The sequence below is a fragment of the Aquipuribacter nitratireducens genome (assembly GCF_037860835.1).
In the GTDB taxonomy this organism is placed as follows: Bacteria; Actinomycetota; Actinomycetes; order Actinomycetales; family JBBAYJ01; genus Aquipuribacter; species Aquipuribacter nitratireducens.
In genome coordinates, this window is the sequence record NZ_JBBEOG010000001.1 from 66,876 (window position 1) to 88,908 (window position 22,033).

The 22,033-nt window shown below is 73.8% G+C and carries 17 protein-coding genes; 11 read left to right on the forward strand and 6 right to left on the reverse strand.

Going from position 1 to position 22,033, the window contains the following annotated elements; translation table 11 throughout:
- Positions 1-73 precede the first annotated feature (73 nt).
- The 3 genes from WAB14_RS00300 to WAB14_RS00310 all read left to right on the forward strand — a co-directional run bounded on the left by WAB14_RS00300 (position 74) and on the right by WAB14_RS00310 (position 4,347).
- Positions 74-1,465, forward strand: a complete 1,392-nt coding sequence (locus WAB14_RS00300; RefSeq protein WP_340266261.1) for a hypothetical protein — start codon at positions 74-76, stop codon at positions 1,463-1,465.
- A 140-nt stretch (positions 1,466-1,605) separates the two neighbouring features.
- A complete protein-coding gene (locus WAB14_RS00305; protein WP_340266263.1) occupies positions 1,606-2,970 on the forward strand; it encodes a hypothetical protein in 1,365 nt (454 codons plus the stop codon).
- Positions 2,971-2,973: 3 nt separating this feature from the next.
- Positions 2,974-4,347 carry a hypothetical protein gene (locus WAB14_RS00310; protein ID WP_340266265.1) on the forward strand — a complete coding sequence of 458 codons (1,374 nt, stop codon included), beginning with the start codon at positions 2,974-2,976 and terminating at the stop codon, positions 4,345-4,347.
- A gap of 222 nt (positions 4,348-4,569) precedes the next feature.
- On the opposite strand, the gene WAB14_RS00315 is transcribed toward WAB14_RS00310, so the two are convergent.
- Together WAB14_RS00315 and WAB14_RS00320 are read right to left on the reverse strand one after the other, a co-directional pair.
- Positions 4,570-6,837, reverse strand: coding sequence for a heparinase II/III domain-containing protein (locus tag WAB14_RS00315; RefSeq protein ID WP_340266267.1), 2,268 nt, complete (start codon positions 6,835-6,837; stop codon positions 4,570-4,572).
- Between the two features lie 60 nt (positions 6,838-6,897).
- Complete coding sequence (locus tag WAB14_RS00320; protein WP_340266268.1) at positions 6,898-8,208, reverse strand: L,D-transpeptidase family protein; 1,311 nt, start codon at positions 8,206-8,208, stop codon at positions 6,898-6,900.
- A 139-nt stretch (positions 8,209-8,347) separates the two neighbouring features.
- Here WAB14_RS00320 and WAB14_RS00325 point away from each other — a divergent pair, with 139 nt between their 5' ends.
- From WAB14_RS00325 to WAB14_RS00340, 4 genes are all read left to right on the forward strand, one after another.
- Positions 8,348-9,592, forward strand: a complete 1,245-nt coding sequence (locus tag WAB14_RS00325) for a DUF6395 domain-containing protein (RefSeq protein ID WP_340266270.1) — start codon at positions 8,348-8,350, stop codon at positions 9,590-9,592.
- Positions 9,589-9,912, forward strand: a complete 324-nt coding sequence (locus tag WAB14_RS00330; RefSeq protein WP_340266272.1) for a hypothetical protein — start codon at positions 9,589-9,591, stop codon at positions 9,910-9,912. The genes WAB14_RS00325 and WAB14_RS00330 overlap by 4 nt, the downstream gene beginning before the upstream one ends.
- A gap of 161 nt (positions 9,913-10,073) precedes the next feature.
- Entirely contained in the window at positions 10,074-11,141 is a 1,068-nt protein-coding gene (locus WAB14_RS00335; RefSeq protein WP_340266274.1) for a hypothetical protein, read from the forward strand.
- A 220-nt stretch (positions 11,142-11,361) separates the two neighbouring features.
- A complete protein-coding gene (locus tag WAB14_RS00340) occupies positions 11,362-12,426 on the forward strand; it encodes a hypothetical protein (protein WP_340266276.1) in 1,065 nt (354 codons plus the stop codon).
- 76 nt (positions 12,427-12,502) lie between these two features.
- Here WAB14_RS00340 and WAB14_RS00345 read toward each other — a convergent pair whose 3' ends face one another.
- Both WAB14_RS00345 and WAB14_RS00350 read right to left on the reverse strand, forming a co-directional pair.
- The gene (locus WAB14_RS00345) at positions 12,503-14,560 is read right to left on the reverse strand and encodes a hypothetical protein (RefSeq protein ID WP_340266278.1); all 2,058 of its coding nucleotides are present in this window, start codon (positions 14,558-14,560) and stop codon (positions 12,503-12,505) included.
- A 5-nt stretch (positions 14,561-14,565) separates the two neighbouring features.
- Positions 14,566-16,044, reverse strand: a complete 1,479-nt coding sequence (locus WAB14_RS00350; RefSeq protein WP_340266280.1) for a magnesium chelatase ATPase subunit I — start codon at positions 16,042-16,044, stop codon at positions 14,566-14,568.
- Positions 16,045-16,098: 54 nt separating this feature from the next.
- Between WAB14_RS00350 and WAB14_RS00355 the strand changes: the two genes are divergently transcribed.
- Together WAB14_RS00355 and ilvA are read left to right on the forward strand one after the other, a co-directional pair.
- Complete coding sequence (locus WAB14_RS00355) at positions 16,099-17,310, forward strand: AI-2E family transporter (RefSeq protein WP_340266282.1); 1,212 nt, start codon at positions 16,099-16,101, stop codon at positions 17,308-17,310.
- 3 nt (positions 17,311-17,313) lie between these two features.
- A complete protein-coding gene (gene ilvA / locus WAB14_RS00360; RefSeq protein WP_340266285.1) occupies positions 17,314-18,561 on the forward strand; it encodes a threonine ammonia-lyase in 1,248 nt (415 codons plus the stop codon).
- A 12-nt stretch (positions 18,562-18,573) separates the two neighbouring features.
- Here the strand turns inward: ilvA and rfbA are convergent, their stop codons facing one another.
- A complete protein-coding gene (gene rfbA, locus WAB14_RS00365; protein WP_340266287.1) occupies positions 18,574-19,443 on the reverse strand; it encodes a glucose-1-phosphate thymidylyltransferase RfbA in 870 nt (289 codons plus the stop codon).
- A 70-nt stretch (positions 19,444-19,513) separates the two neighbouring features.
- On the reverse strand, positions 19,514-20,092 hold the full coding sequence (locus WAB14_RS00370) for a dTDP-4-dehydrorhamnose 3,5-epimerase family protein (RefSeq protein WP_340266289.1): 579 nt from the start codon (positions 20,090-20,092) through the stop codon (positions 19,514-19,516).
- An 89-nt stretch (positions 20,093-20,181) separates the two neighbouring features.
- Here WAB14_RS00370 and rfbB point away from each other — a divergent pair, with 89 nt between their 5' ends.
- Together rfbB and rfbD are read left to right on the forward strand one after the other, a co-directional pair.
- Positions 20,182-21,165 carry a dTDP-glucose 4,6-dehydratase gene (rfbB, locus tag WAB14_RS00375; protein WP_340266291.1) on the forward strand — a complete coding sequence of 328 codons (984 nt, stop codon included), beginning with the start codon at positions 20,182-20,184 and terminating at the stop codon, positions 21,163-21,165.
- Positions 21,162-22,022: a dTDP-4-dehydrorhamnose reductase gene (gene rfbD, locus WAB14_RS00380; RefSeq protein WP_340266293.1), complete on the forward strand. Its 861-nt coding sequence runs from the start codon at positions 21,162-21,164 to the stop codon at positions 22,020-22,022. Before rfbB ends, rfbD begins: the two co-directional genes overlap by 4 nt.
- The last annotated feature ends 11 nt before the right edge of the window (positions 22,023-22,033 follow it).

Consider the following 22,033-nt stretch of genomic DNA (forward strand, 5'->3'; position numbering starts at 1 on the left):
CGTGCCGTAGTAGGGGAGGCACAATCCGTGAGACAGGGGCGTCGGACCCCTGCCTGACCCAGGGACTTGCTTCGTGACTCCTCGCCAGCGCCGCACTCTGACCGCCTCCTTCGCGCTCCCGCTCACCCTCGCCCTCACCGGTGGGCTCGCCGCCACCTCGTCCGCGGCCCCCGCCGACGACTGGTCGACCGAGCAGCCCGCCGACGCCCGCAAGGGCGCGACCGCAGCGGGCGCCGCTGCCCTCGAGGTCGCACCGGCGCCGGCCCGCGCCGGTGTCGCCGAGGCGGCCGCCGCGCCGACGGCGTCCGTCGCGATCTCGGACTGCTTCGTCCTCGACTCCTTCGGCACCACCGAGATCTCCGGCACCCTGACGGCGGACTCCGCCGCCGCGACGACGTTCAGCCTCACCGACAGCTTCGGCGACGTCTACGACGTCGACGTGCCGGCCGGCCAGACGTACGTCTTCAGCTACGTCGAGGACTGGGGTCCCACGACCGTGGAGGTCCGGGTCGGTACGACACTGCTCGCCTCGCGCAGTCGCGACGTGCCGGACTGCACGCCCACGACGGTGTCGAGCACGTACGGCAAGGACGAGATCATCCGCTGGAGCACCCGCGGCTACGGCGACTTCGTCAGCACCCTCACCGACGGCAACACCGAGCTCCTCGGCTACTGGGACCCCAACGTCGAGGCCGACATCGTGGTGCCGGTCGAGATCGACGGGCAGCGCGGCGACGAGTTCATGGTCTACGACAGCGTGAGCGGCCGGCAGACGTTCTACGGCTTCGACTTCGTCGACGGGCCGTTCGTCATCTCCGACCGGCAGTGGTCGAAGGGGTGGGACGTCGTCAAGCCGATCCAGCTCGACGGCGACGCCCTCAGCGAGCTCGTCGTCTACAACTCCGTGACGGGCCGGCAGGTGCTCGTCAACCTGTTCTCTAACGGCACCACCGGCACGTACTCCGACCGGCAGTGGTCGCGCGGCTGGGACGTCGTCGAGCCGATCCAGCTCGACGCCGACGCCCAGAGCGAGCTCGTCGTCTACAACTCCGTCACCGGCCGGCAGGTCCTCGTCAACCTCTTCTCCAACGGGAACACCGGCACGTACTCCGACCGGCAGTGGTCGCGCGGCTGGGACACCGTCGAGCCGATCCAGCTCGACAGCGACCGGCTGTCGGAGCTCGTCGTCTACAACTCCGTCACGGGCCGGCAGGTGCTCGTCAACCTGTTCTCCAACGGCAACACCGGCACCTTCTCCGACCGGCAGTGGTCGAGGGGCTGGGACGTCGTGACGGCGGTCGAGTCCGACAACACCGCGCTGTCCGAGCTCGCCGTCTACAACTCGGTGACGGGCCGGCACGTGCTCGTCGACCTCAAGGCCGGCGGCGGCACCGGGACCTACCTCGACACCTTCTGGGGCCGCGGCTGGTCGGACGCCGTCCGGATCAACTTCGACGGCGACTGAGGTCCGTCCGGACCCAGCGCCACGGTGAGGGCCGGTCCCCGCAGGGACCGGCCCTCGCCCGTGTTCTCATGTCCCCGCACGTCGTCCGTCCCCGAGGAGCTCCCATGCGCTCGTCCCGTCCCCTCGTTGCGCTCGCTGCCGTGGCGGCAGCCGCTGTCGTCGGCGCCAGTGCGCCCGCAGGCGCGGCGGTCCCCGACGGCCCGAGCGGACAGAAGGGCTCCGGGGGTGACGTGTCAGGGCTCGAGTCGGGCCTCGAGGTACGACCGGCTGAGGGCGCCGACGAGGCGGCCGCGAGCACGGCGCGCGCGGCGGCGGCCGCCTCGGCCACCGTGCGCATCTCCTCCTGCTTCGTCCTCGACTCGTGGGGGACGGTCGAGGTGAGCGGCGTGCTCGTCGCGGACTCGGCGAGCGCCACGACGTTCACGGTCGTCGACAGCTTCGGCTTCGAGGAGCCCGTCGACGTCCCCGCCGGGGCAGCGGTCGAGTTCTCGTACCTCGAGGACGCCGGCCCAACGTCGGTCGAGGTGCGCGTCGGCGGGTCGACGATCGCCGGGTCCACGCGGGACGTGCCCGACTGCACGCCGACCACGATCGCTCCCACCGGTCGGGACGAGCTGATCCGCTGGGAGGGCGACGCGCTCGGTGAGTTCGTCGACGTACTGGCGGACGGCAACACGGAGTTCCTCCGCGAACTGCGCCTCTCGTGGGACGGGCGGGACAGCTACGCCGCGGTGGCGGTCGAGGCCGACCGGACGGCCGGCGAGGAGCTGCTCCGCTACAACATCCGCACCGGGAACAAGCAAGTGATCGACCCGGTGGTCGGGGCCGATGGGGGGCTCGACCTCCAGTGGCTCGCCTTCGCGGACTGGTCCCCCGGGTGGTCGACCGCCCGCCCCGTCGAGCTCGACGGCACACCGGGGTCGGAGCTGGTGCTCTACAACGCGACCACGGGTCGTCAGGTGATCCTCGACTTCATCGAGGACGGCAGGGCGCTCACGGTGTCCGACCGGCAGTGGTCGAAGGGCTGGGACGTCGTCGAGCCGATCCAGCTCGACGCCGACTCCCTCAGCGAGCTCGTCGTCTACAACTCCCTGACCGGTCGGCAGGTGCTCGTCAACCTGTTCCCGAACGGCACCACCGGCACGTACTCCGACCGGCAGTGGTCGCGCGGCTGGGACACGGTCGAGCCGATCGAGCTCGACGGCGACCGGCTCTCCGAGCTCATGGTCTACAACTCCACGACCGGCCGGCAGGTCCTCGTCAACCTCTTCGCCGACGGCAGCACCGGCACCTTCTCCGACCGGCAGTGGTCGAAGGGATGGGACGTCGTCACCGCCCTCGAGAGCGACACCACCGCCCTGTCCGAGCTCGCCCTCTACAACTCAGCGACCGGCAGACACGTCCTCATCGACCTCAAGGCCGGCGGCGGCACCGGCACCTACCTCGACACGTTCTGGGGTCGGGGCTGGTCCGACGCCATCCGGATCGACCTCGACGGGCGCTGAACCGTGACGACGTGCCGCTTCGCCAGCCTCGTCCCCGCGGCGCTGGCCGCCGTCCTCGGCGCCGGCCTCGCCGCCCCTGCCACGGCGGCGACCACCCGCTGGGCCGGTGAGCCGTGGGAACCGGGTCGGCTCTCGGTGACTGCCGTTGCGGCGCCGACGCTCCCCTCGCTGCCCCCGGGCAGCGCGGCGGCTGCCGCCGCGCCCACGGCGTCGCTGACGGTGTCGCCGTGCTTCGTCCTCGACTCCTACGGCGCCGTGGAGGTCGTCGGCACGCTGGTCGCCGACGCCGCGGCCGACACGGCGTTCACCGTCGTCGACAGCTCGGGCAGTCGTCACCCCGTGACGGTGCCGGCGGGGCGCGCCGTCAGCATCCGCTGGGTCGAGGGCTGGGGCGAGGTCAGCGTGGAGGTCTATGCCGGGGACACGCAGCTCACGCGTGTCGAGCGCGACGTCCTCGACTGCGGGCCGCGCAGCGTGTCGTCCTTCGTCGACGGTGCCGACGAGCTGCTGCGGTGGGACGCCCGTGGCGTGGGCGACTTCGTCGAGGTGTTCACCAACGGGCACACCGCGCTGCTCGGCTTCTGGGACGCCGAGATCCCCGCCGACGTCGTCGTCCCCGTCGACGTCGACGGCCGGCCCGGCGACGAGCTCGTGGTGTACGACAGCCTGACGGGGCGGATGGTCGTCGTGGGCATCGACCCGTTCGACGGGCCGTTCGTCATCTCCGACCGGGCGTGGTCCCCGGGGTGGGACACTGTCGTCCCGGTCGAGGTCGACGGCAGCCCCGGCTCCGAGCTGGTGGTCTACAACAGCGTGACCGGCCGTCAGGTGGTCGTGAACCTGTTCGCGGATGGTGGCACCGGCACCATCAGCGACCGGCAGTGGTCCCTCGGCTGGGACGTCGTCGAGCCGGTCCAGCTGGACGGCGACGCCCTGTCCGAGCTCGTCGTCTACAACAGCGTCACCGGCCGTCAGGTGCTCGTGAACCTCTTCGGTGACGGCCGCACCGGCACGTACAGCGACCGCGCGTGGTCGCGCGGCTGGGACACCGTCGAGCCCGTCCAGCTCGACACGGACGGGCTGTCCGAGCTCGTCGTCTACAACAGCGTGAGCGGGCGCCAGGTGCTCGTGAACCTATTCCCCGACGGCTCGACGGGCACGTTCTCCGACCGGCAGTGGTCGAGGGGCTGGGACGTCGTGACCGCCGTCGAGTCCGACCGCACCCCGCTGTCGGAGCTCGCGGTCTACAGCTCGACGACGGGCCGGCACGTGCTCGTCGACCTCAAGCCCGGCGGCGGCACCGGCACCTACCTCGACACCTTCTGGGGCCGGGGCTGGGCCGACGCGGTCGCCTTCGAGCTCGACGGCCGCCGCTGAGGCCCGCCACGACTACTGTGCCGCCGGGGTCATAGCGACGGAATCGCCGAATCCGGCGCTACAACCCCTGTGCCGCAGGGGTCGTGGCGGCGGTGGCGGCGAGGGCGGCGATGGCGGCCACCCGCGTCCACAACCTCTGTGCCGCAGAGGTTGTAGCGCGGAATCGGCCTGATCCCGGTCTACAACCCCTGCGGCACAGCCCTGGTAGGTGCGTGCGGGCGCTCAGCGCAGCGACGCCGTGAGGGTCATCGACCGCACCCGCGGCAGCGCCACGGTGACGACCGTCAGCGCACGCCCGTCGGAGGAGGTCTCCGGCGCCGGCGCCTCGCTGATGACCGACCCGGCGGGCAGGCCCGAGAAGCGGAGCGTCGCGGTCTGACCGGCCTTTCGGAGCACGACCTGACCCGAGCCCACCGACACGTCGGCGTCGGTGACCCAGCGCCACTGGAGGTTGACGGCGCTGTCGGCCCGGACCTCGTCGCGGATGTCGACACGGTCCGAGTAGTGGGTGACGGTCCGCTTCGCCAGGCGCGTGCCCGGGACGGCCTTCGTGAGGTCGACCCCGACCTGGGACGCCGTGAAGCCGCTGAAGGTCGCCCGCGCCGTGGTGGGCTGGTTCGCCCCGGCCCGCACGAGCGTCGAGTGCGCGGACACGCTGGGGTGCCAGTACGTCCACCGCTTCACCGAGTCGAAGTAGCCCGGCTGGGAGTAGCTGCCGAGGCCGGGGTCGACGGCCCAGTCGACGCCCTTGCGCTGCACGGACACCGAGCCGAGGTCGAGGTGGCCGTGGGACAGGCCGTTCCGCCCGCCCTTCACCGTCACGGTGCCCTCCGGGCGCTGGAGCACGGCGAGGCCGCTCGCCGGGTACAGGGACGAGCGCGGCGTGGCGACCGACCCGCCGTCGACCCACCACCACAGCAGGTACGGGTGCGGCTCCTGCGCGAACTTCCCCCGCGCCCACGCGGCGACGGTCGTGTTGCCCGTCGCCTTCGCGACCCACGCGGGCGCGAACGGGGCGACGTCCTGCGGCGCGGAGTCGCCGACCGGCACGACGGAGCCGTCCTTGTTCGCGCTGTTGAGGGCGTACGTCGCGAGCTTCCAGGGCGAGGGCAGCGTGACGGGGCCGGTGCCGTAGACGGCGTCGTAGGTGGCGTACAGCGCGGCGACCCCGCCGACGCCCGACGTCATGTAGTTCCAGTAGCCGGGGCCCTCGACCGACCCGCCGTCCTGCGCCAGGGCGCGGAGACCGGGGGCGACGCCGCCGAGCGTCGCGCGGGCGAACGCCGCGGACTGGGCGGGCTTGCCGCGGAGGAACACCGCGCCGGCGATGAAGTAGTTGCTGTTCTGGATGACCGGGATGTTCGTGCTGCCGGAGACGAAGCTGTCGCGGAACGCGTGCTCGCACGTCGCCGGTCCGAGCCAGCGGACGTACACCCGCTCCTCCGTCATCGGGTCGACCGTGGCCGTCCAGTTGTAGCCGGCGGCCATGGCGCCGAGCACACCGGCGGCGCGCAGCGTGTTGGTCTGCCGCTCCGGACCGGCAGCGGCGAGGGTGCGGACGTCCTTCTGCAGGGCCGTGCGCGACGCGCCGTCCCCGCCGCCGAGCCACGCGTAGCCGAGGCGCGTCGTGCGGGTGCCGAAGGACTGCCAGGCGCCGTCGACCGCCTGGGGCGTGCCGCGCTCGCGGGCCGCGCTCTGGAGCATCTGCCGGTGCGTCGTCGCGAGGGGCTCCCGCGTCACGCGCTGCTTCGCGGCGCTCACCATGGCGCTCGTGGTCGCGACGACGGGACGGTCCGTCGGCACGCTCGGGCGCCACACCGACGTCGCGTACGGCAGCGCGCAGCCGCCCGCGAAGCCGGTCCAGCCGCTCGCGGCGGGGACGCTGCCGCTGCGCGTCCGCACCGAGGACAGGTAGCGGGAGGAGAACAGGGTCGGCGTCGCCACGGCCTTGCCGGCGGCGGCGAGGTGGGCGGCGGTGTCGCCCGCGAGCCGCGTGGAGAACGACTCGAGCCGGGTGCGCTGCGCGGCGTAGGCCGACGACGACATCCGGCCGGTCGCCCGGTCGTCGAGCGCGGTGCGGGCGAGGGTGTGCTGCTCCGTGCGGTAGGCGGCGATCGTCTGCAGACGACCGGCGACGTCGCGCACGGTGCGGGCGCGGCGCGTCTCGCTGTCGATGCGGCGCTTCGCCGTGTCGTACGTCGACCAGCTCGTGACCGCGGAGATGAGCGGACCGGACGCGGTGAGGGAGGCGTAGCCGCGCGCGTTCGCGTCCTGCATCGCGACGACCTGCGAGCGGGGCAGGCCACCGAGCCGCGTCCGCGCCACCTTGTAGTCCTCGCCGGCGGCCTTGTACCTCGTCCACAGCGCCGCCTTCGCGTCGGCGAGGGCCGAGGCGGCGTGCCCGGGGGCGGGCAGCAGCAGCAGCGCGAGGAGGAGCGCGGTCAGACCGGCGAGGAGGGCGGCGGGCGTGGCAGAGCGGGAGCGGGTCACCGAGAAGTGGTCGGCACGCGCCCGACCGGTCTTGACGCCGACGCCCCGGACAGGACCCGGTCAGCTCCCGTCGACGTCGAGCGCGGTGAGCGACCAGCCCCTCGACCAGGTGGTGTCGCTGAGGGTCACCGTCGTGCCGTCGGCGCGCAGGTCGAGCAGGACGCGTCGGCCGGTGGTGGGGTTGTAGGTGAGGAGCTCGCTGCCGGTGGTGCCGTCGGTCTCGACGGGGGTGAGGGTCCAGGCCTTCGACCAGGTGGTGTCGGTGAGGGTGCGGGTGGTGCCGTCGGCGCGGAGGTCGAGCAGGGCCCGTCGGCCGGTGGTGGGGTTGTAGGTGAGGAGCTCGCTGCCGGTGGTGCCGTCGGTCTCGACGGGGGTGAGGTGCCAGGCCTTCGACCAGGTGGTGTCGGTGAGGGTGCGGGTGGTGCCGTCGGCGCGGAGGTCGAGGAGGACGCGTCGGCCGGTGGTGGGGTTGTAGGTGAGGAGCTCGCTGCCGGTGGTGCCGTCGGTCTCGACGGGGGTGAGGGTCCAGGCCTTCGACCAGGTGGTGTCGGTGAGGGTGCGGGTGCTGCCGTCGGCGCGGAGGTCGAGCAGGGCCCGCCGGCCGGTGGTGGGGTCGTACGCCACGAGCTCGTCGGTGCGCGTCGCGCCGCCGGGCCGGTCGTCGAGCCACGACTGCGGGCCCATGACTATCTGCGGTGTCGCGGCGGGGTCGAGCCAGCGGAGCAGCGTGTGCATCTGGGTCTGGCTCACCGAGACGCAACCGAGCGTCGCGTCCCGTCCGTTGACGTGGAGGAAGATCGCCGAGCCGCGGCCCGCGACCGGGTCCGGGCGGTTGAAGTCGATGACCGCCGCGTAGTTGTACTGCGGGTCGTACGTCGCGAGCCGCTCCGAGGCCTCGGTCCGGAAGCCGCCCTGGGAGCCCAGCCGCATGTCGTTGTAGTACGGCGACTCGCTGCCGCCGACCCAGTAGTGGTCCATGCCGACCTGGACGTACGGCATGCGGGTGCCGGGGTCGGCGAGCCGGCCGAAGGTCTCGGTGATGCTGTAGCTGCCGGCGGGCGTCGTCCGGTTCCCCACGACCCGCTCCTCGCCGATCATGAACCCGTTCGGTCCCAGACGCGCCTGCCACGGCCCGTGGACCCGCTCCCAGCCGGTGGCGCGCCGCTCGTAGGCGGTGAGCGTCGCGTAGGACGTCGTCCACGACGGGGCGGTCACGACGATCACCTGGCTCGTGGCGGCCGGCAGCCGCGACTCGAAGCGCTCGATGCCGGGCACCGTGACGGTCCCCGCGCTCGCTGGCGCGACGGCGCCCAGCAGGACGACGGCGAGGGTGAGCAGCACGGTCACGACAGGGCGGGCGGTACGGGACACAGCGGTCTCCTCGTCGACGGCGTCACCGATGTCATCGGCAGGGTGCACCGTCGAGCCAAGCGTCACGCCCGTTCCGCCACTGCGGACGCGACTATGGTCGGTCGACCGGGCGGTCGATCCCCCGGGGAGGAGGTTCGACGTGCGGGTGACCTGGACCTCCGTCGACGAGCGGACGCTGCACCTGGAGTTCCGCCCCGACGCCGAGGACGCGCTGGTCGCCCGACGTGGACCGGACGTGCGGCTCATGACGACGAGCGCGAACATCCGGCTGCCGGTCCCGGCCGACGACCTGCACCCCGACCTCCTCGCGCTGGCGGCGTACGCCGTGGTGTGGCCGTGGACCCGCTCGCGCCTCGTCGTCGACCGCCCCGTGAGCGACGCCCTCGCGGAGGCGATGGCCCTCGACGGCGTCGCGATCACCCCGACCGGGGGCGAGGCCCGCCGGCCGGGATCACGGGTCTCCCTCGCGTACTCCGGCGGCACGGACTCGATCGCGGCCTCGGTCCTGCTCCCAGAGGACACCGTGTACGTCCACCTGCGCCGGCAGAAGCACCCCCGGACCGTCGACCGCATGACGCACGTCAAGGGCGGCGTCCTGGAGCGGCTCGTGAGCGACGCGGGCCGGCGTGGCGTCGAGACGACGGTCGTGCGGACCGACCTGGAGTACGTCTGCCTGCCGTTCGCCACGTTCCCCGTCTGGTGGGCGGTGCTGGTCGGCTCCATCCTCACCGCGGACGCGTACGACGCCGGGGCGGTGGCGACCGGGACGGTGCTCGAGGCGCGGTACCTCGGCAGCGGGATCCGATTCATCGACCACGCCCACCCCTCGACCTTCCACCGCCTCTTCGAGGCCGTGGGCCTACCGTTCCTGCGCCCGACCGCAGCGCTGACGGAAGTCGGCACGACTCTCGTGGCGCGGCACTCGCCGCTCGCCGACCTCGCGCGGTCGTGCCTCCTCGGCTCGTACGAGCGGCCGTGCCTCCGCTGCGACAAGTGCCTGCGCAAGGAGATGACGACGGCGGCGATCGACGGCAGGCGCCTGTCGCCGGCAGTGCTCGACGCCATGCGGAGCCACCCGGCCATGTTCGCCAAGGTCCTCGCCGAGCCCCCGCTCTACATGCAGGACATGGTCGAGTACGCGCTCGCGCGGGTGGACGTGTCGGGGACACCGCTCGAGGCAGCGGCCGAGCGCCTCCGGCCCTCGGCGGAGTCGACGCGCTGGGTGGAGGGGTACTACGCCCCGGCCCTCGACCACGAGGTGCCGCCGCGCTGGCGCACCGACGTCGAGCGGCGCCTCGGCGGTCTGGTCCGGCGGATGACGGCGCAGGAGGAGGCCGTCGTCGAGACGTGGGACGCCGCCACGAGGTCGGAGGTCCCGGCGTGACGCGGCTGCGGGTGCGCCTCGCCGATCGCGTGAGGTCGCGTCTGGGGGTCACGGCCCTACGTCGCGAGAACGCGGACCTCACGCGGCGGGTGCGCGCGCTCGAGGCGGCCCTCGTGCGCGCGACGAGCGGCCCGGCGTCCGACGTCGAGCTCCTGTCCCTGCGCACGGAGCTGCGCGCGCTCGTGACGGCGCACCGCGACACGAGCCGGATGACGGTCGAGGCCGCGAAGGCCATCGAGCTCGTGCTCGCCGACCTCGTCGAGCTGCGGCGTGACCTCGACGCGCAGACCCCGGCGTCACCGGAGCACCACGACGAGTGATCGGTCACGGACACCCGCCGTCATAACGGTCCTGCAACGAGTCAGTCACGATCTCGACGCAGGTGCCATGAGGATCCCGCAGGTCATAGCGTCTGGTCCGAGCGTACGTCGAGGGCGTATCGACGCGTCCCGCGCTCCCGTGTCAAGGGGGATCCAGCCCGATGCGTCATGCCCGCCTACTGCCCGTCGTCGCCACCGCGGCCTGCGCAGCCATCGTCACCACCGGCCTGGCCGTGCCCGCGAGCGCGGACCGCGTGCCGGCCGCCGACTTCACATCCGAGGTCGTCGTCTACGACGCCGACACCGGCCGCCAGGTCACGATCGACCTGCGGACCGCCACGACCACCGGCACCCTCGCGGACCGGCGCTGGTCGGCGGGCTGGGACCACGTCGTCCCGGTGGACTACACCCAGTACGCCGCTGGCAACCCGGCGACGCTCGTCTACAACAGCACGACCGGGCGCTACGCAGTCGTCGACCACTACGACGACGGCAGCACCGTCACCCTCGCCCAGGGCCAGTGGTCGCGCGGCTGGGACGTCATCACGACGATCCCGGCGAACAGCCAGGAGCCTGGCCGCGTCGACGAGGTCATGCTCGTCGACAGCGAAACCGGTCGCGTCGTCGTCCTCGAGACCTTCGGCCTCGATGGGGGCGCCGGGTTCCGCACCGTCGCGGACCAGTCGAGCACCGCCCCGGTCGGCACCGACACGGTGCTCGCCTCCGAGGCGTTCTTCCGGGCGCCCGGCGACGACGTCTTCCGGGAGGCCGCGCTCGTCTTCTACGACAGCCGCACCGGCGAGCGGTCCCTCGGCTTCGTCTCGAGCAGCTACGCGAACACGCTCGTGTCGGTGGTCGTCGAGGACACGCTGCCGGCGTGGTCGGCGGGCTGGGACGTGGTGAGCCGGGTGGAGGTGGACGGCACGGCGGGGGACGAGGTGCTGTTCTACAACGCGAGGACGGGGCGCTCGATCCTCGCGGACCTTCTCGACGCGACCTACCGCTACCGGGTGATCTCGCAGCGGCCGTGGTCGGCGGGCTGGGACGTCACGGTCGTCGAGGCCGACGGCAGCCTCGGCAGCGAGGTGCTGCTGTACAACCCGGAGACCGGGCGGCAGGTGACGGTCGACCTCAAGCGGGACGGTTCGACCGGCACGTACGCGGACCGGCAGTGGTCGCGTGGCTGGGACTCCCTCGTCGCGATCGAAACGGAGTTCTTCGCCGACTGATCCACGCACCGTTCGCACGGCCCGCCACGACCTCGGTCGTGGCGGGCCGTCGCCCTGTGAGCACGCTCGGCGAGTGGCTGTCATCACGGATCGGCCACGGTCCCATCACGGATCACGCACCGCTCCCCACGGTGTTCTCGCAGGTCATAGCCTTCGCGGTGAGCGCACGTCGAGGACGCACCGAAGCGTCCCGCGCTCCCGTGTCAAGGGGGAACCACCCATGAGCTCTGCCCGTCGTCTGCTGCCCGCGGTCGCCACCGCGGCCTGTGCAGCAGTCGTCACCGCCGGCCTCGCCGGCCCGGCCACCGCCAGCCACACCACCGGCTACTACGACTACACGTCCGAGGTCGTCGTCTATGACGCCGACTCGGGCCGGCAGGTCACGATCGACCTGACGAGCGACGCCAGCACCAGCACGCTCGCCGACAGGCGCTGGTCGACGGGGTGGGACCACGTCGTCGCGCTCGACCACGGCACGGCGACCGGCCGGGCAACTCTGCTCTACAACAGCACGTCGGGCCGGTACGCGGTCGTCAACCACCTCCCCGACGGGCGCACCGGCACCCTGGCCCAGGGGCAGTGGTCGAGGGGCTGGGACGAGATCATCGCTGTCTTCGCCAATCGGTACACCGTCGGAACGGACGAGGTGCTCCTGCTCGACTCCGAGACGGGTCGCGTCGTTGCCCTGGACACCAGCAGGCTGTGGGACGGACGCGGGTTCCGGACCCTGTCCGACGACGTGGCTGCGCCTAGGGGGACGGACGTCCTCCGGGGTCAGGTCGGCAGCTCCGACACGTCCCTGGCGACAGCGGGGCTCCTCTACTACGACTCGGTGAACGGCTGGTACCACAGCTCCCACACCGATGATCGACGCTTCCCGGTCGATGGCACCATCGACGTGCGTGAACGCTCCGCGTTCGTCAGCAACCGGAAGTGGTCGGCGGGTTGGACGTACATCGAAACAGTGGAGTCCGACGGCAGCTACGGCCCGGAGACCCTCTTCTACAACCCCGCCACCGGCCGGGCGGTGGTACGCGACAGGTCGGGCATCGGCATCGGGTCCCAGCAGCCCAAGGAGGCGAACTGGGGCTCGGGCTGGAAGGTGACCGTCGTCGAGATCGACAACTTCACCGACACCGAAGTCATCCTCTACAACCCCGACACAGGCCGGACGCTCATCGCGGAGATCGAGCCCGACGCCACCCTCCGGGTCCTCTCCGAGCGCACCTGGTCGACCGGCTGGGACGCCATCACCGCCATCGACACGGAGTTCGCCTGGTCCTGACCGACGACGCCCGCCGGACGGCCCGCCACGCCCGCCGTGGCGGGCCGTCGCCGTCCCGGTGACCGGCGGACGTGCCTCAGCGCCGCCCGCGCGCCCGCACGTAGCTCGCGACGACCGCCCCGCCGAGCCGGTCCGGGTCCGCGGACAGCACCCGACCCCCGTTGCGCCGCGCGATGGCGTCGACGAACCGGACGAGCCCCGGGTCGTCGCCGAGCATCACCGTGTCGATCGGCACCCGCATGCGCGTGAGCGCGTCGACCTCCCGCACGGTCGCCTCCACCGTCTCCGGCAGCGGCGGCCAGCTGAACACCGCCTCGCTCTGCACCCCGCCGGTGCCGTCGGCCCACGTCTCGAGGTGCGCCGTCGGCTCCCCGTCGGTGACGACGAGGACGACGGGCGTCGCGTCCGGGTGCCGGCCGACGTGCCGTCGGGCGAGCGACAGCGCGTGCGCGAGGTTGGTGCCCTGCACGTACGCGGGTTCGACGTGGGCGAGCTCGGTCGTCGTCATCTCACGGGCGTAGCGGTCGAAGCCGATGACCTGCAGGGCGTCGCGCGCGAAGCGGGTCTCGACGAGGTGACCGAGCGCGAGGGCGGTCCGCTTCATCGGCGCCCACCGGCCCTCGCTCACCATGGAGAACGACAGGTCGACGCACAGCGCGACGGCCGCGCGGGTGCGGTCCTCGGTCTCGACGACCGCCATGTCGACGGGCGCGAGCCGGACGGCGCCGCCGCGGGCGACGCCGTCGCGAGCGACGTCCTCACCCGGTGCCTCCGACGCCGTCCGCAGGACGGCGTTCGTCACGGTCCGGACGACGTCGAGGGGCTGCTCGTCGCCGAAGCGCCACTCCCGCCACGCCCCCGTCGGCTCCCCGGCGCTGCCGGCGCGGGTGTCCTCGTGCTCCCCGGCCGCCCCGCCCGTCAACCGGTCCGCGACCGCGCGCAGTGCGCTCTGCCCGAGCCGGCGCATCGCCTTCGGCGACAGCCGCGCCTCGTGCGCGGGACCGGTCAGCCAGCCCTGGTCGCGCAGCGCCCGTTCGAGCTCGCGGAGCGCCTGCACGTCCTCCGCCGCCGTGCGCCCCAGGGCGCGCTCGACCTGGTCGACGTCGACGTCGTCGAGGGTCGCACCGGGGTGGCGCTGGCCCAGGGAGTCGAGGAGGTCGTCGAGGTCGGCGATCTCCGCGAGCGCGCCCGCCGCCTCGCCGTACCCGGACTCCCCCTGCCCGCGCAGCGGAGTGCGCGGCCCGGCGAGGTCCGGGCGCAGCTCGGCGAGCCGGTTCCCGAGCGAGGCCATCGCCTCGGCGAGACCCGGGTCGCGACCGAGCGCCTGCTCCATGAGGGAGGACAGCTCGGCCCGCTGCTGCGGCGACAGCTGGTCGAGCAGCGCCTGCGACGCCGCGGCCCGGCGGGCGAGCTCGTCGACGAGCTCCTCGGTGTTCCGCGGGTTCCCGGGCACGAGGTCGCCGTGCTCGGCCATGAAGCGCTCGAACTGCTCGGTCGTGTCCTCCCCTCGCGCATGGGCGGCCAGCAGGTCGTCGAGGTCGCGGAGCATCGCCCGCAGCGCCTCCTGCGCCGCGGCGTCCCCACCGCCCTCCGCCATCTGCCGCAGCGCCTGCGACATGCCGCGGAACTGGTGGTCGAGGACCTCCTCGCGCAGCTCGTCGAGCACCTGCCGGTACAGCTGCTCGGCCTCCGCCGACGCCCACTCGTAGTCGGACAGCTCGGCGACGGCCCGGGAGGTGGACCGGGGGAGGGAGTCGAGCCGCGCCTCGGCGAAGCGGGCGTCGTCGTCGTCCCGTGCCTGGAGCTCGGCGCGCTCGGCGGCGAGCGCCTGGTCGAGGCGCGCCTGGGCGCGGGTGAGCGCCCCCTCCGCGTTGCTGCGCCGCGCGAGCTCCGCCCGCCGACGCGCGGCCTCTGCCCTCAGCCGGTCGAGGCCGGCCCGCTGCTCGCGGCCGTCGCGGAACCCGTCGCGCAGGAGGCTGCGCAGCGCCTCCGCGGCGCCCTCGCCCTGCATGATCCGCTCGCCGAGCTCGTCGACGGCCGCCCGCACGTCGACTGGGGGCGCGAGCGGGTCCGCCCCGCCGCGCCACGCGCCGTAGCGGTACCCGCGCCCGGGTCGTGGGTCACGCGCCGGCACGGGGCTCAACCGTCCTCGCCGACGGCACGCGGCCGCTGCCGGGCGCTGAAGCGGGCCCGGCCCTCGCCGACCGGGTCCTTCGCGAGCCGTCGCGTGAGGTGGAGTCCCTCGAGGACGAACTCGACGACCGAGGCGAGCTCCGCGGGTTGCGGCGCGTCCTCCACGCCGAGCCGCGAGCACAGCGCGCCGAGCCCCGGCACGGCACCGAGCCGGGCGAGGAGGTCGTCGACCCGCACGTCGTCGCCGACCTCGACCGGTTCGCCGTCGGCCACCCGGTCGAGCACACCGCCGAGGTCGGCCCCGGCGAGGCGGTCGCGGAACGTCTCGGCGGTCGCGACCTTGAGCAGGTGGGCGAGGACCTCGACCTCGCGGCCCTCCTCGCCGGCCTCGAACTCCACCTTGCCCCGCAGGGTGGCGACGGCGGCCTCGAGGTCGCCAGCCCGCGCGACGACGGCACCGTCCTCCCCGAGGACGGCGGCGCGACGGTCCGCGGCGGCCGCGACGGTCTCGACGGCGGCGACGGCGAAGCGGGCCGACACGCCCGAGCGGGAGTCGACGCTGGGGGAGTCGCGGACCAGGCGGGTCCAGCGGGCGACGACCTCGACGAGGTGGACGGGGACCCGCGCGACGTCGGCGTGCCCGACAGCGGCCTCCTGGGTGACGAGGTCGACCTCCGCCTGGACGTCGACGGGGTAGTGCGTACGGACCTCCGCGCCGAAGCGGTCCTTGAGCGGCGTGATGATGCGCCCGCGGTTCGTGTAGTCCTCGGGGTTGGCGCTCGCGACGAGGAGCACGTCGAGCGGCAGACGCAGGGCGTAGCCGCGCACCTGGAGGTCCCGCTCCTCCAGCACGTTGAGCAGGCCGACCTGGATGCGCTCGGCGAGGTCCGGCAGCTCGTTGACGGCGAACACGCCCCGGTTCGTGCGCGGCAGCAGGCCGAAGTGGATGGTGTCGGGGTCCCCGAGCGAGCGGCCCTCCGCGACCCGGACGGGGTCGACGTCGCCGATGAGGTCGCCGATGCTCGTGTCCGGGGTCGCGAGCTTCTCCCCGTAGCGCTCGCTGCGGTGCCGCCACCCGACGGGCAGCTCGTCGCCGAGCTGCTCCGCGAGCGCCCGCGTCGCGGGCAGGACCGGCTGGAACGGGTCCTCCCACAGCGGCGAGCCGGCGACGTGCGGGCTCCACTCGTCGAGCAGACCGGCGAGGGAGCGCAGGAGGCGGGTCTTGCCCTGCCCGCGCTCGCCGAGCATGACGACGTCGTGACCCGCGAGCAGCGCCCGCTCGAGCTCGGGGAGGACCGTGTCGTCGAAGCCGACGATGCCCGGCCAGCGGTCACCGGCCGACGCGCCGGATCGCATGAGGCGCAGCAGGTTCGCCCGGACCTCGTCCCGGACGCCGCGGGACGTCCACCCGGACTCCCGCAGCTCCCCGACGGTGCGGGGCGAACCGGGGGGCGGGGCCGGGGGCAGCAGCGACGGAGCCGTCATGGCCTCACGGTAGGCATGCCGCGCACGACGGCGCGCGGGGTGGAGGATGTCGCCATGGTCACCGGCCCCGAGCGCGACCCGCGTCGACGCGTCGAGGTGCCGTGGGCGCTGGAGCTCGCGACCGCATGGGGGTGGCGTCTCCTCGTCGTCGGGGCCGCGATCTACGTGTTCTCCTTCGTCGTCCTCGGTCGGATCGACGTCGTCGCGGTGCCGCTGCTGCTCGCCGTGCTGGTGGCCGCCCTGCTGTTCCCCTTCTACAAGGGGCTCGTGCGGGCCCGAGTGCCCCGCTACCCCGCGGCGGGCATCGCCGTCGCCGTGTTCGGCACGCTCCTCGTGCTCGTCGTGGCGCTCGTCTCCCAGCAGATCGCGACCCAGATCGGGGACTTCGGCACCTCGGCGTCCGAGGGCCTCGACCAGGCCATCACGTGGGTCGCCGAGCTCATCGGGGTGCCGCTGTTCGTCGTCCGCCAGACCATCAGCGACGCGGTGTCCGCGCTCGGCGAGCAGTCGGTGGGGATCGCGACCGGTGCCGTCGTCGCCACGGGCGGCGCGATCAGCGTCCTCACGGGGACCCTGCTCACGCTGTTCGCGGTGTTCTTCTACCTCGCCGACGGGCCCCGGATCTGGGCGTTCGTCGTGTCGCTCCTGCCGCGGCAGGGCCGCGCCCGCGCCGACGTCGCCGGCCGCCGCTCGTGGCAGACGCTCGCCGGCTACGTGCGGGCCGTCCCCGTCGTCGCCGCCGTCGACGCCATCGGGATCGGGGCCGGGGCCGCGCTGCTCGGGGTGCCGTTCGCCATCCCCATCGCCGTGTTCACCTTCATCGGGGCGTTCGTCCCGCTCGTCGGCGCGATCGTGACCGGGACCCTCGCCGTCCTCGTCGCCCTCGTCACCCAGGGCCTCGTGACGGCGCTCATCCTCCTCGCGGTGGTCATCGGGGTGCAGCAGCTGGAGTCGTACGTGCTCCAGCCGCTCCTGCTGGGGCGGGCCGTCGAGCTGTACCCGCTCGCCGTCGTCACCGCGATCACGACCGGCATCGTGCTCGCCGGCATCGTCGGCGGCGTCCTGGCCGTGCCGCTCCTCGCGATGAGCGTGACGTTCATCAAGTCGTTGGCGGCACCGCAGGCCGTGGACGCGATCGAGGTGGAGCCGGACGACGTCGCGCCCCCGCCGCCCGGGCGACCGCCGAGCGCGGCCGAGCCCGTAGCCTCACCCGGCGCACCCCCACGCCGACGCGACGACGTCGTCGCGGCACCACCGGAGGCCTGAGCCATGACCACGCCCGCGACCACCCCGACCGTCCCCGCCGTCCCGGACGCCGCCGACCGCGCCGCCGCGCGCGCCCGGCTCACCGACGTCGTCCGCCGGACGCCCGTGGTCCGCAACCGGGCGCTGTCCGACCTCGTCGGCGGCGACGTGTGGCTCAAGTGCGAGAACCTCCAGCGCGCCGGGTCGTTCAAGATCCGCGGGGCGTACACCCGCATCAGCCGCCTGTCGGAGGCCGAGCGCGCCCGGGGTGTCGTCGCGGCCAGCGCCGGCAACCACGCGCAGGGCGTCGCCCTCGCCGCGTCCCTGCTCGGCACCCGCGCGACGGTGTTCATGCCGGTCGGGGCGGCCCTGCCCAAGGTCGCCGCCACCAAGGCGTACGGCGCGACGGTGGAGCACGTCGGCCGCAGCGTCGACGAGGCCCTCGTCGCCGCGCGCGAGATGGCGGAGCGCACCGGCGCGGTGCTCGTCCACCCCTTCGACCACGTCGACGTCGTCGCCGGGCAGGCCTCCCTGGGCGCGGAGGTGCTCGAGCAGGTGCCCGACGCCCGCACCGTCCTCGTGTGCACGGGCGGTGGCGGGCTGCTCGCGGGCATCGCGCTCGAGGTCGCCGCGGCCCGCGACGCCGGGCGCGCCGTCCGGCTCGTCGGGGTGCAGGCGGCGAGTGCGGCCGCGTACCCCGCCTCGCTCGCGGCCGGGCACCCTGTCGCGCTCGAGCGCATGTCGACGATGGCGGACGGCATCGCGGTCGGTCGGCCGGGGCAGGTGCCGTTCGGGATCGTCCGCGACCACGTCGACGACATCCGGACCGTCACCGAGGAGGACCTCTCCCGGGCGCTCGTGCTCCTGCTCGAGCGGGCCAAGCTCGTCGTCGAGCCCGCGGGCGCCGCGGCCGTCGCGGCCGTCATGGCCGACCCGCGGGCCTTCGAGCCGCCCGTCGTCGCGGTCCTCTCCGGCGGCAACGTGGACCCGCTCGTCCTCCACCGCGTGCTGCGGCACGGCCTCGTCGCCGCGGGCCGCTACCTGCAGCTGCGGGTCGCGATCGCCGACCGGCCCGGCGAGCTCGGGCACCTGCTCGAGCTGGTCGGCTCGAGCGACGCGAACCTCGTCGAGGTGGAGCACCGGCGCACCGAGGCGCGCCTGCACGTCGACGAGGTCGAGGTCGCCCTGCAGCTGGAGACCCGCGGCGGCGAGCACCGCGACGCCGTCATCGCCTGCCTGCGGGAGGCCGGTTACGCGGTGCAGGTCGACTGAGCGTCCCGGCGTCTACGACCCGCGCTCGAGCAGGTCGAGGAGGTACTGGCCGTACCCGGACTTCGTCTGCGCCTGCCCGACGCGACGCAGCGCGTCGTCGTCGAGCCAGCCGTTCCGCCACGCGACCTCCTCGGGGCAGCCGACCTTCAGGCCCTGCCGCCGCTCGACGGTCCGGACGAACTCGCCGGCGTCGAGCATCGAGTCGAACGTCCCGGTGTCGAGCCACGCCGTCCCGCGCGGCAGCACCTCGACCTCGAGGGTGCCCCGCTCGAGGTAGTGCCGGTTGACGTCGGTGATCTCCAGCTCGCCGCGGGCGGAGGGCCGCAGCCCGGCGGCGACGTCGACGACGTCGGCGGCGTAGAAGTAGAGCCCCGGGATCGCCCACCGGCTGCGCGGGTGCGTCGGCTTCTCCTCGATGGAGACGGGGCGGCCGTCGGCGCCGAGCTCGACGACGCCGTACGCCTGCGGCTCCGCGACCCAGTACGCGAACACGACACCCCCGGCCGGGTCGGCGAAGCGGCGCAGCTGGGTGCCGAGCCCGGAGCCGTGGAAGATGTTGTCGCCGAGGACGAGCGCCGCGGGCTGCCCGTCGAGGAAGGCCCGGCCGATGACGAACGCCTCCGCGAGACCGCGGGGCTCCGGCTGCACGGCGTACGACAGGGACACGCCGAACCGGCTGCCGTCGCCGAGGAGACGCTGGAAGCCGGGCGCGTCGTGCGGGGTCGTGATGACGAGGACGTCCCGCACGCCGGCGAGCATGAGCGTCGACAGCGGGTGGTAGACCATCGGCTTGTCGTAGACGTTGAGCAGCTGCTTCGACGTCGCGATGGTGATGGGGTGCAGCCGGGTGCCGGAGCCGCCGGCGAGGATGATGCCGCGCACCCGCCCGATCCTGGCCGACGTGGGCGTCTCGGCGCAGCGGTTCGTGCCCGCGCGTGCCTCGCCGACAGGGTCAGCGGGGCAGCAGCCCCTGCTCCTTCGCCTCGGCGAGCGTCGGGGCGGCGGCGTCCTTCTCCGACAGCACGGGCGTGAGCGGCGACCCCTGCCGGTCGGTGGTCGGCCACCCGATGCCGAGGGCCGGGTCCAGCGGGTGGACGCCGTGCTCCGCGCCGGGCGTGTACGGCGTCGAGCACGCGTAGACGACCGTCGAGCCGGCCTCGAGGGAGCAGAAGGCGTGCCCGAGGCCCTCGCCGATGAACACGGCACGCTGCTCGCCCGGCTCCAGCAGGACGCTCTCGTGCGCGCCGAACGTCGGCGACGACGTCCGCAGGTCGACGACGACGTCGAGCACCGCCCCGGCCACGCACGTCACGTACTTCGCCTGGCCGGGCGGGACGTCGGCGAAGTGGACCCCCCGCAGCACACCCGCCGCGGACACCGACAGGTTCGCCTGCGCGAGCGACAGCTCCCGCCCGGTCGCTGCGACGAGCGAGCGCTGCGTGAACAGCTCGAGGAACGAGCCCCTGTCGTCGCCGTGCCGGCGGGGCGTGAAGACCCACGCCCCCTCGATGCCCATCGCCGCGACGTCCACCGGGGCACCGTAGTGACCGGCCGGGCGCGAGGTGCGGCTTCGTCCGAAGCACCCCGGCGGGCCGGGCGCGGGCCGTAGGCTCGGCGACCATGCGCGTCGTCGTGACAGGGGGAGCGGGGTTCATCGGCTCGCACCTCGTGCGGGCCGCCCTCGGGGGCACGCTGCCGGGTCTCGAGCCGTCGCGGCTCGTCGTGCTCGACAAGCTGACGTACGCCGGCAACCTCGACAACCTCGCCCCGGTGCAGGACGACCCCCGGCTGGAGGTCGTCGTGGGCGACATCTGCGACCCCGCCGCGCTCGACCGGGTGCTGCCGGGCGCCGACGCCGTCCTCCACCTCGCGGCCGAGTCGCACGTCGACCGCTCGATCGCCGGCGCGGCCGACTTCGTCGTGACGAACGTCGTCGGCACCCAGACGCTGCTCGACGGCTGCCTTCGCCACGACGTCCCGACCGTCGTCCACGTCTCCACCGACGAGGTCTACGGCTCGATCGCCGAGGGCTCGTGGCCCGAGACGCACCCGGTCGACCCCAGCTCGCCGTACTCCGCGAGCAAGGCCGGCAGCGACCTGCTCGCCCTCGCGTACGCCCGCACCTTCGGCATGGACGTGCGGGTGACCCGCTGCTCGAACAACTACGGGCCGTACCAGTTCCCGGAGAAGGTCATCCCGCTGTTCGTCTCCAACCTCCTCGACGGCCTCCAGGTGCCGCTGTACGGCGACGGCCTCAACGTCCGCGACTGGCTCCACGTCCACGACCACTGCCGCGGCATCGCGCTCGTGCTCGCCGGCGGGCGCGCCGGTGAGGTCTACAACATCGGCGGCGGCACCGAGCTCACGAACCGCGAGCTCACCGACCGGCTCCTCGCGGCGTGCGGCGCAGGGCCGGGGATGGTGAAGCAGGTCCCGGACCGCAAGGGCCACGACCGGCGCTACTCGGTCGACATCACGAAGATCCGCACCGAGCTCGGCTACGAGCCGTCCGTGCCGTTCGACGACGGCCTGCGCGACACCGTCGAGTGGTACCGGGCGAACCAGGCGTGGTGGCGCCCGCTCAAGGCCGCCGCCGCGCTGTGAGCGGTCCCCGCCGCTGGCTCGTCACCGGCGCCGCCGGGACGGTCGGCAGCCGGGTCGTCGAGCGGCTGCTCGCCGACGGCGAGGACGTGACCGCGGCGACGCGCGCCCACCTCGACGTCACCGACCAGGAGGCGGTCGACGCCGCGGTCGAGGGCCACGACGTCGTCGTCAACGCCGCGGCGTGGACCGCGGTCGACGACGCCGAGACGCACGAGGCGGAGGCCTTCGCCGCCAACGCCGTCGGGCCCGCGCTGCTCGCGGTCGCGTGCGCGCGCCGCGGTGTCCCGCTCCTCCACCTGTCGACCGACTACGTCTTCGACGGGCAGGCCGACCGCCCGTTCCCGGAGGACGCGCCCCTGCGGCCGCGGTCGGCCTACGGCCGTACGAAGGCGGCGGGGGAGTGGGCGGTCCGCGCCGCCGGCGGGCCGCTGTGGCTGCTGCGGACGGCGTGGGTGTACGACGTCGACCGGCCGTGCTTCCCCCGGACGGTCGTCCGCCTGCTCGGGGAGCGGGAGTCCCTCGACGTCGTCGACGACCAGGTGGGCCAGCCGACGTGGGCCCGCGACGTGGCGGACCTCGCCGTGGCGGTCGTCCGGGCCGGTGCCCCGCACGGCACGTACCACGCGACGGCCGCCGGGCAGGTGTCGTGGTTCGGGCTGACCAGGGCGCTGCTCGCGCACCTCGGCGAGGACCCGGGGCGGGTCCGCGCGACGACGTCGGAGGCGTTCCGGCGCCCGGCGCCGCGACCCGCGTGGTCGGTGCTGGGGCACGCGGCCTGGCAGAACTCCGGTGTCACGGCGCCGCGGGCGTGGGAGGCGGCGCTCGCCGAGGCGGTCGGAGCGGGCCTGCTGCGATAGCGCCGTCAGCG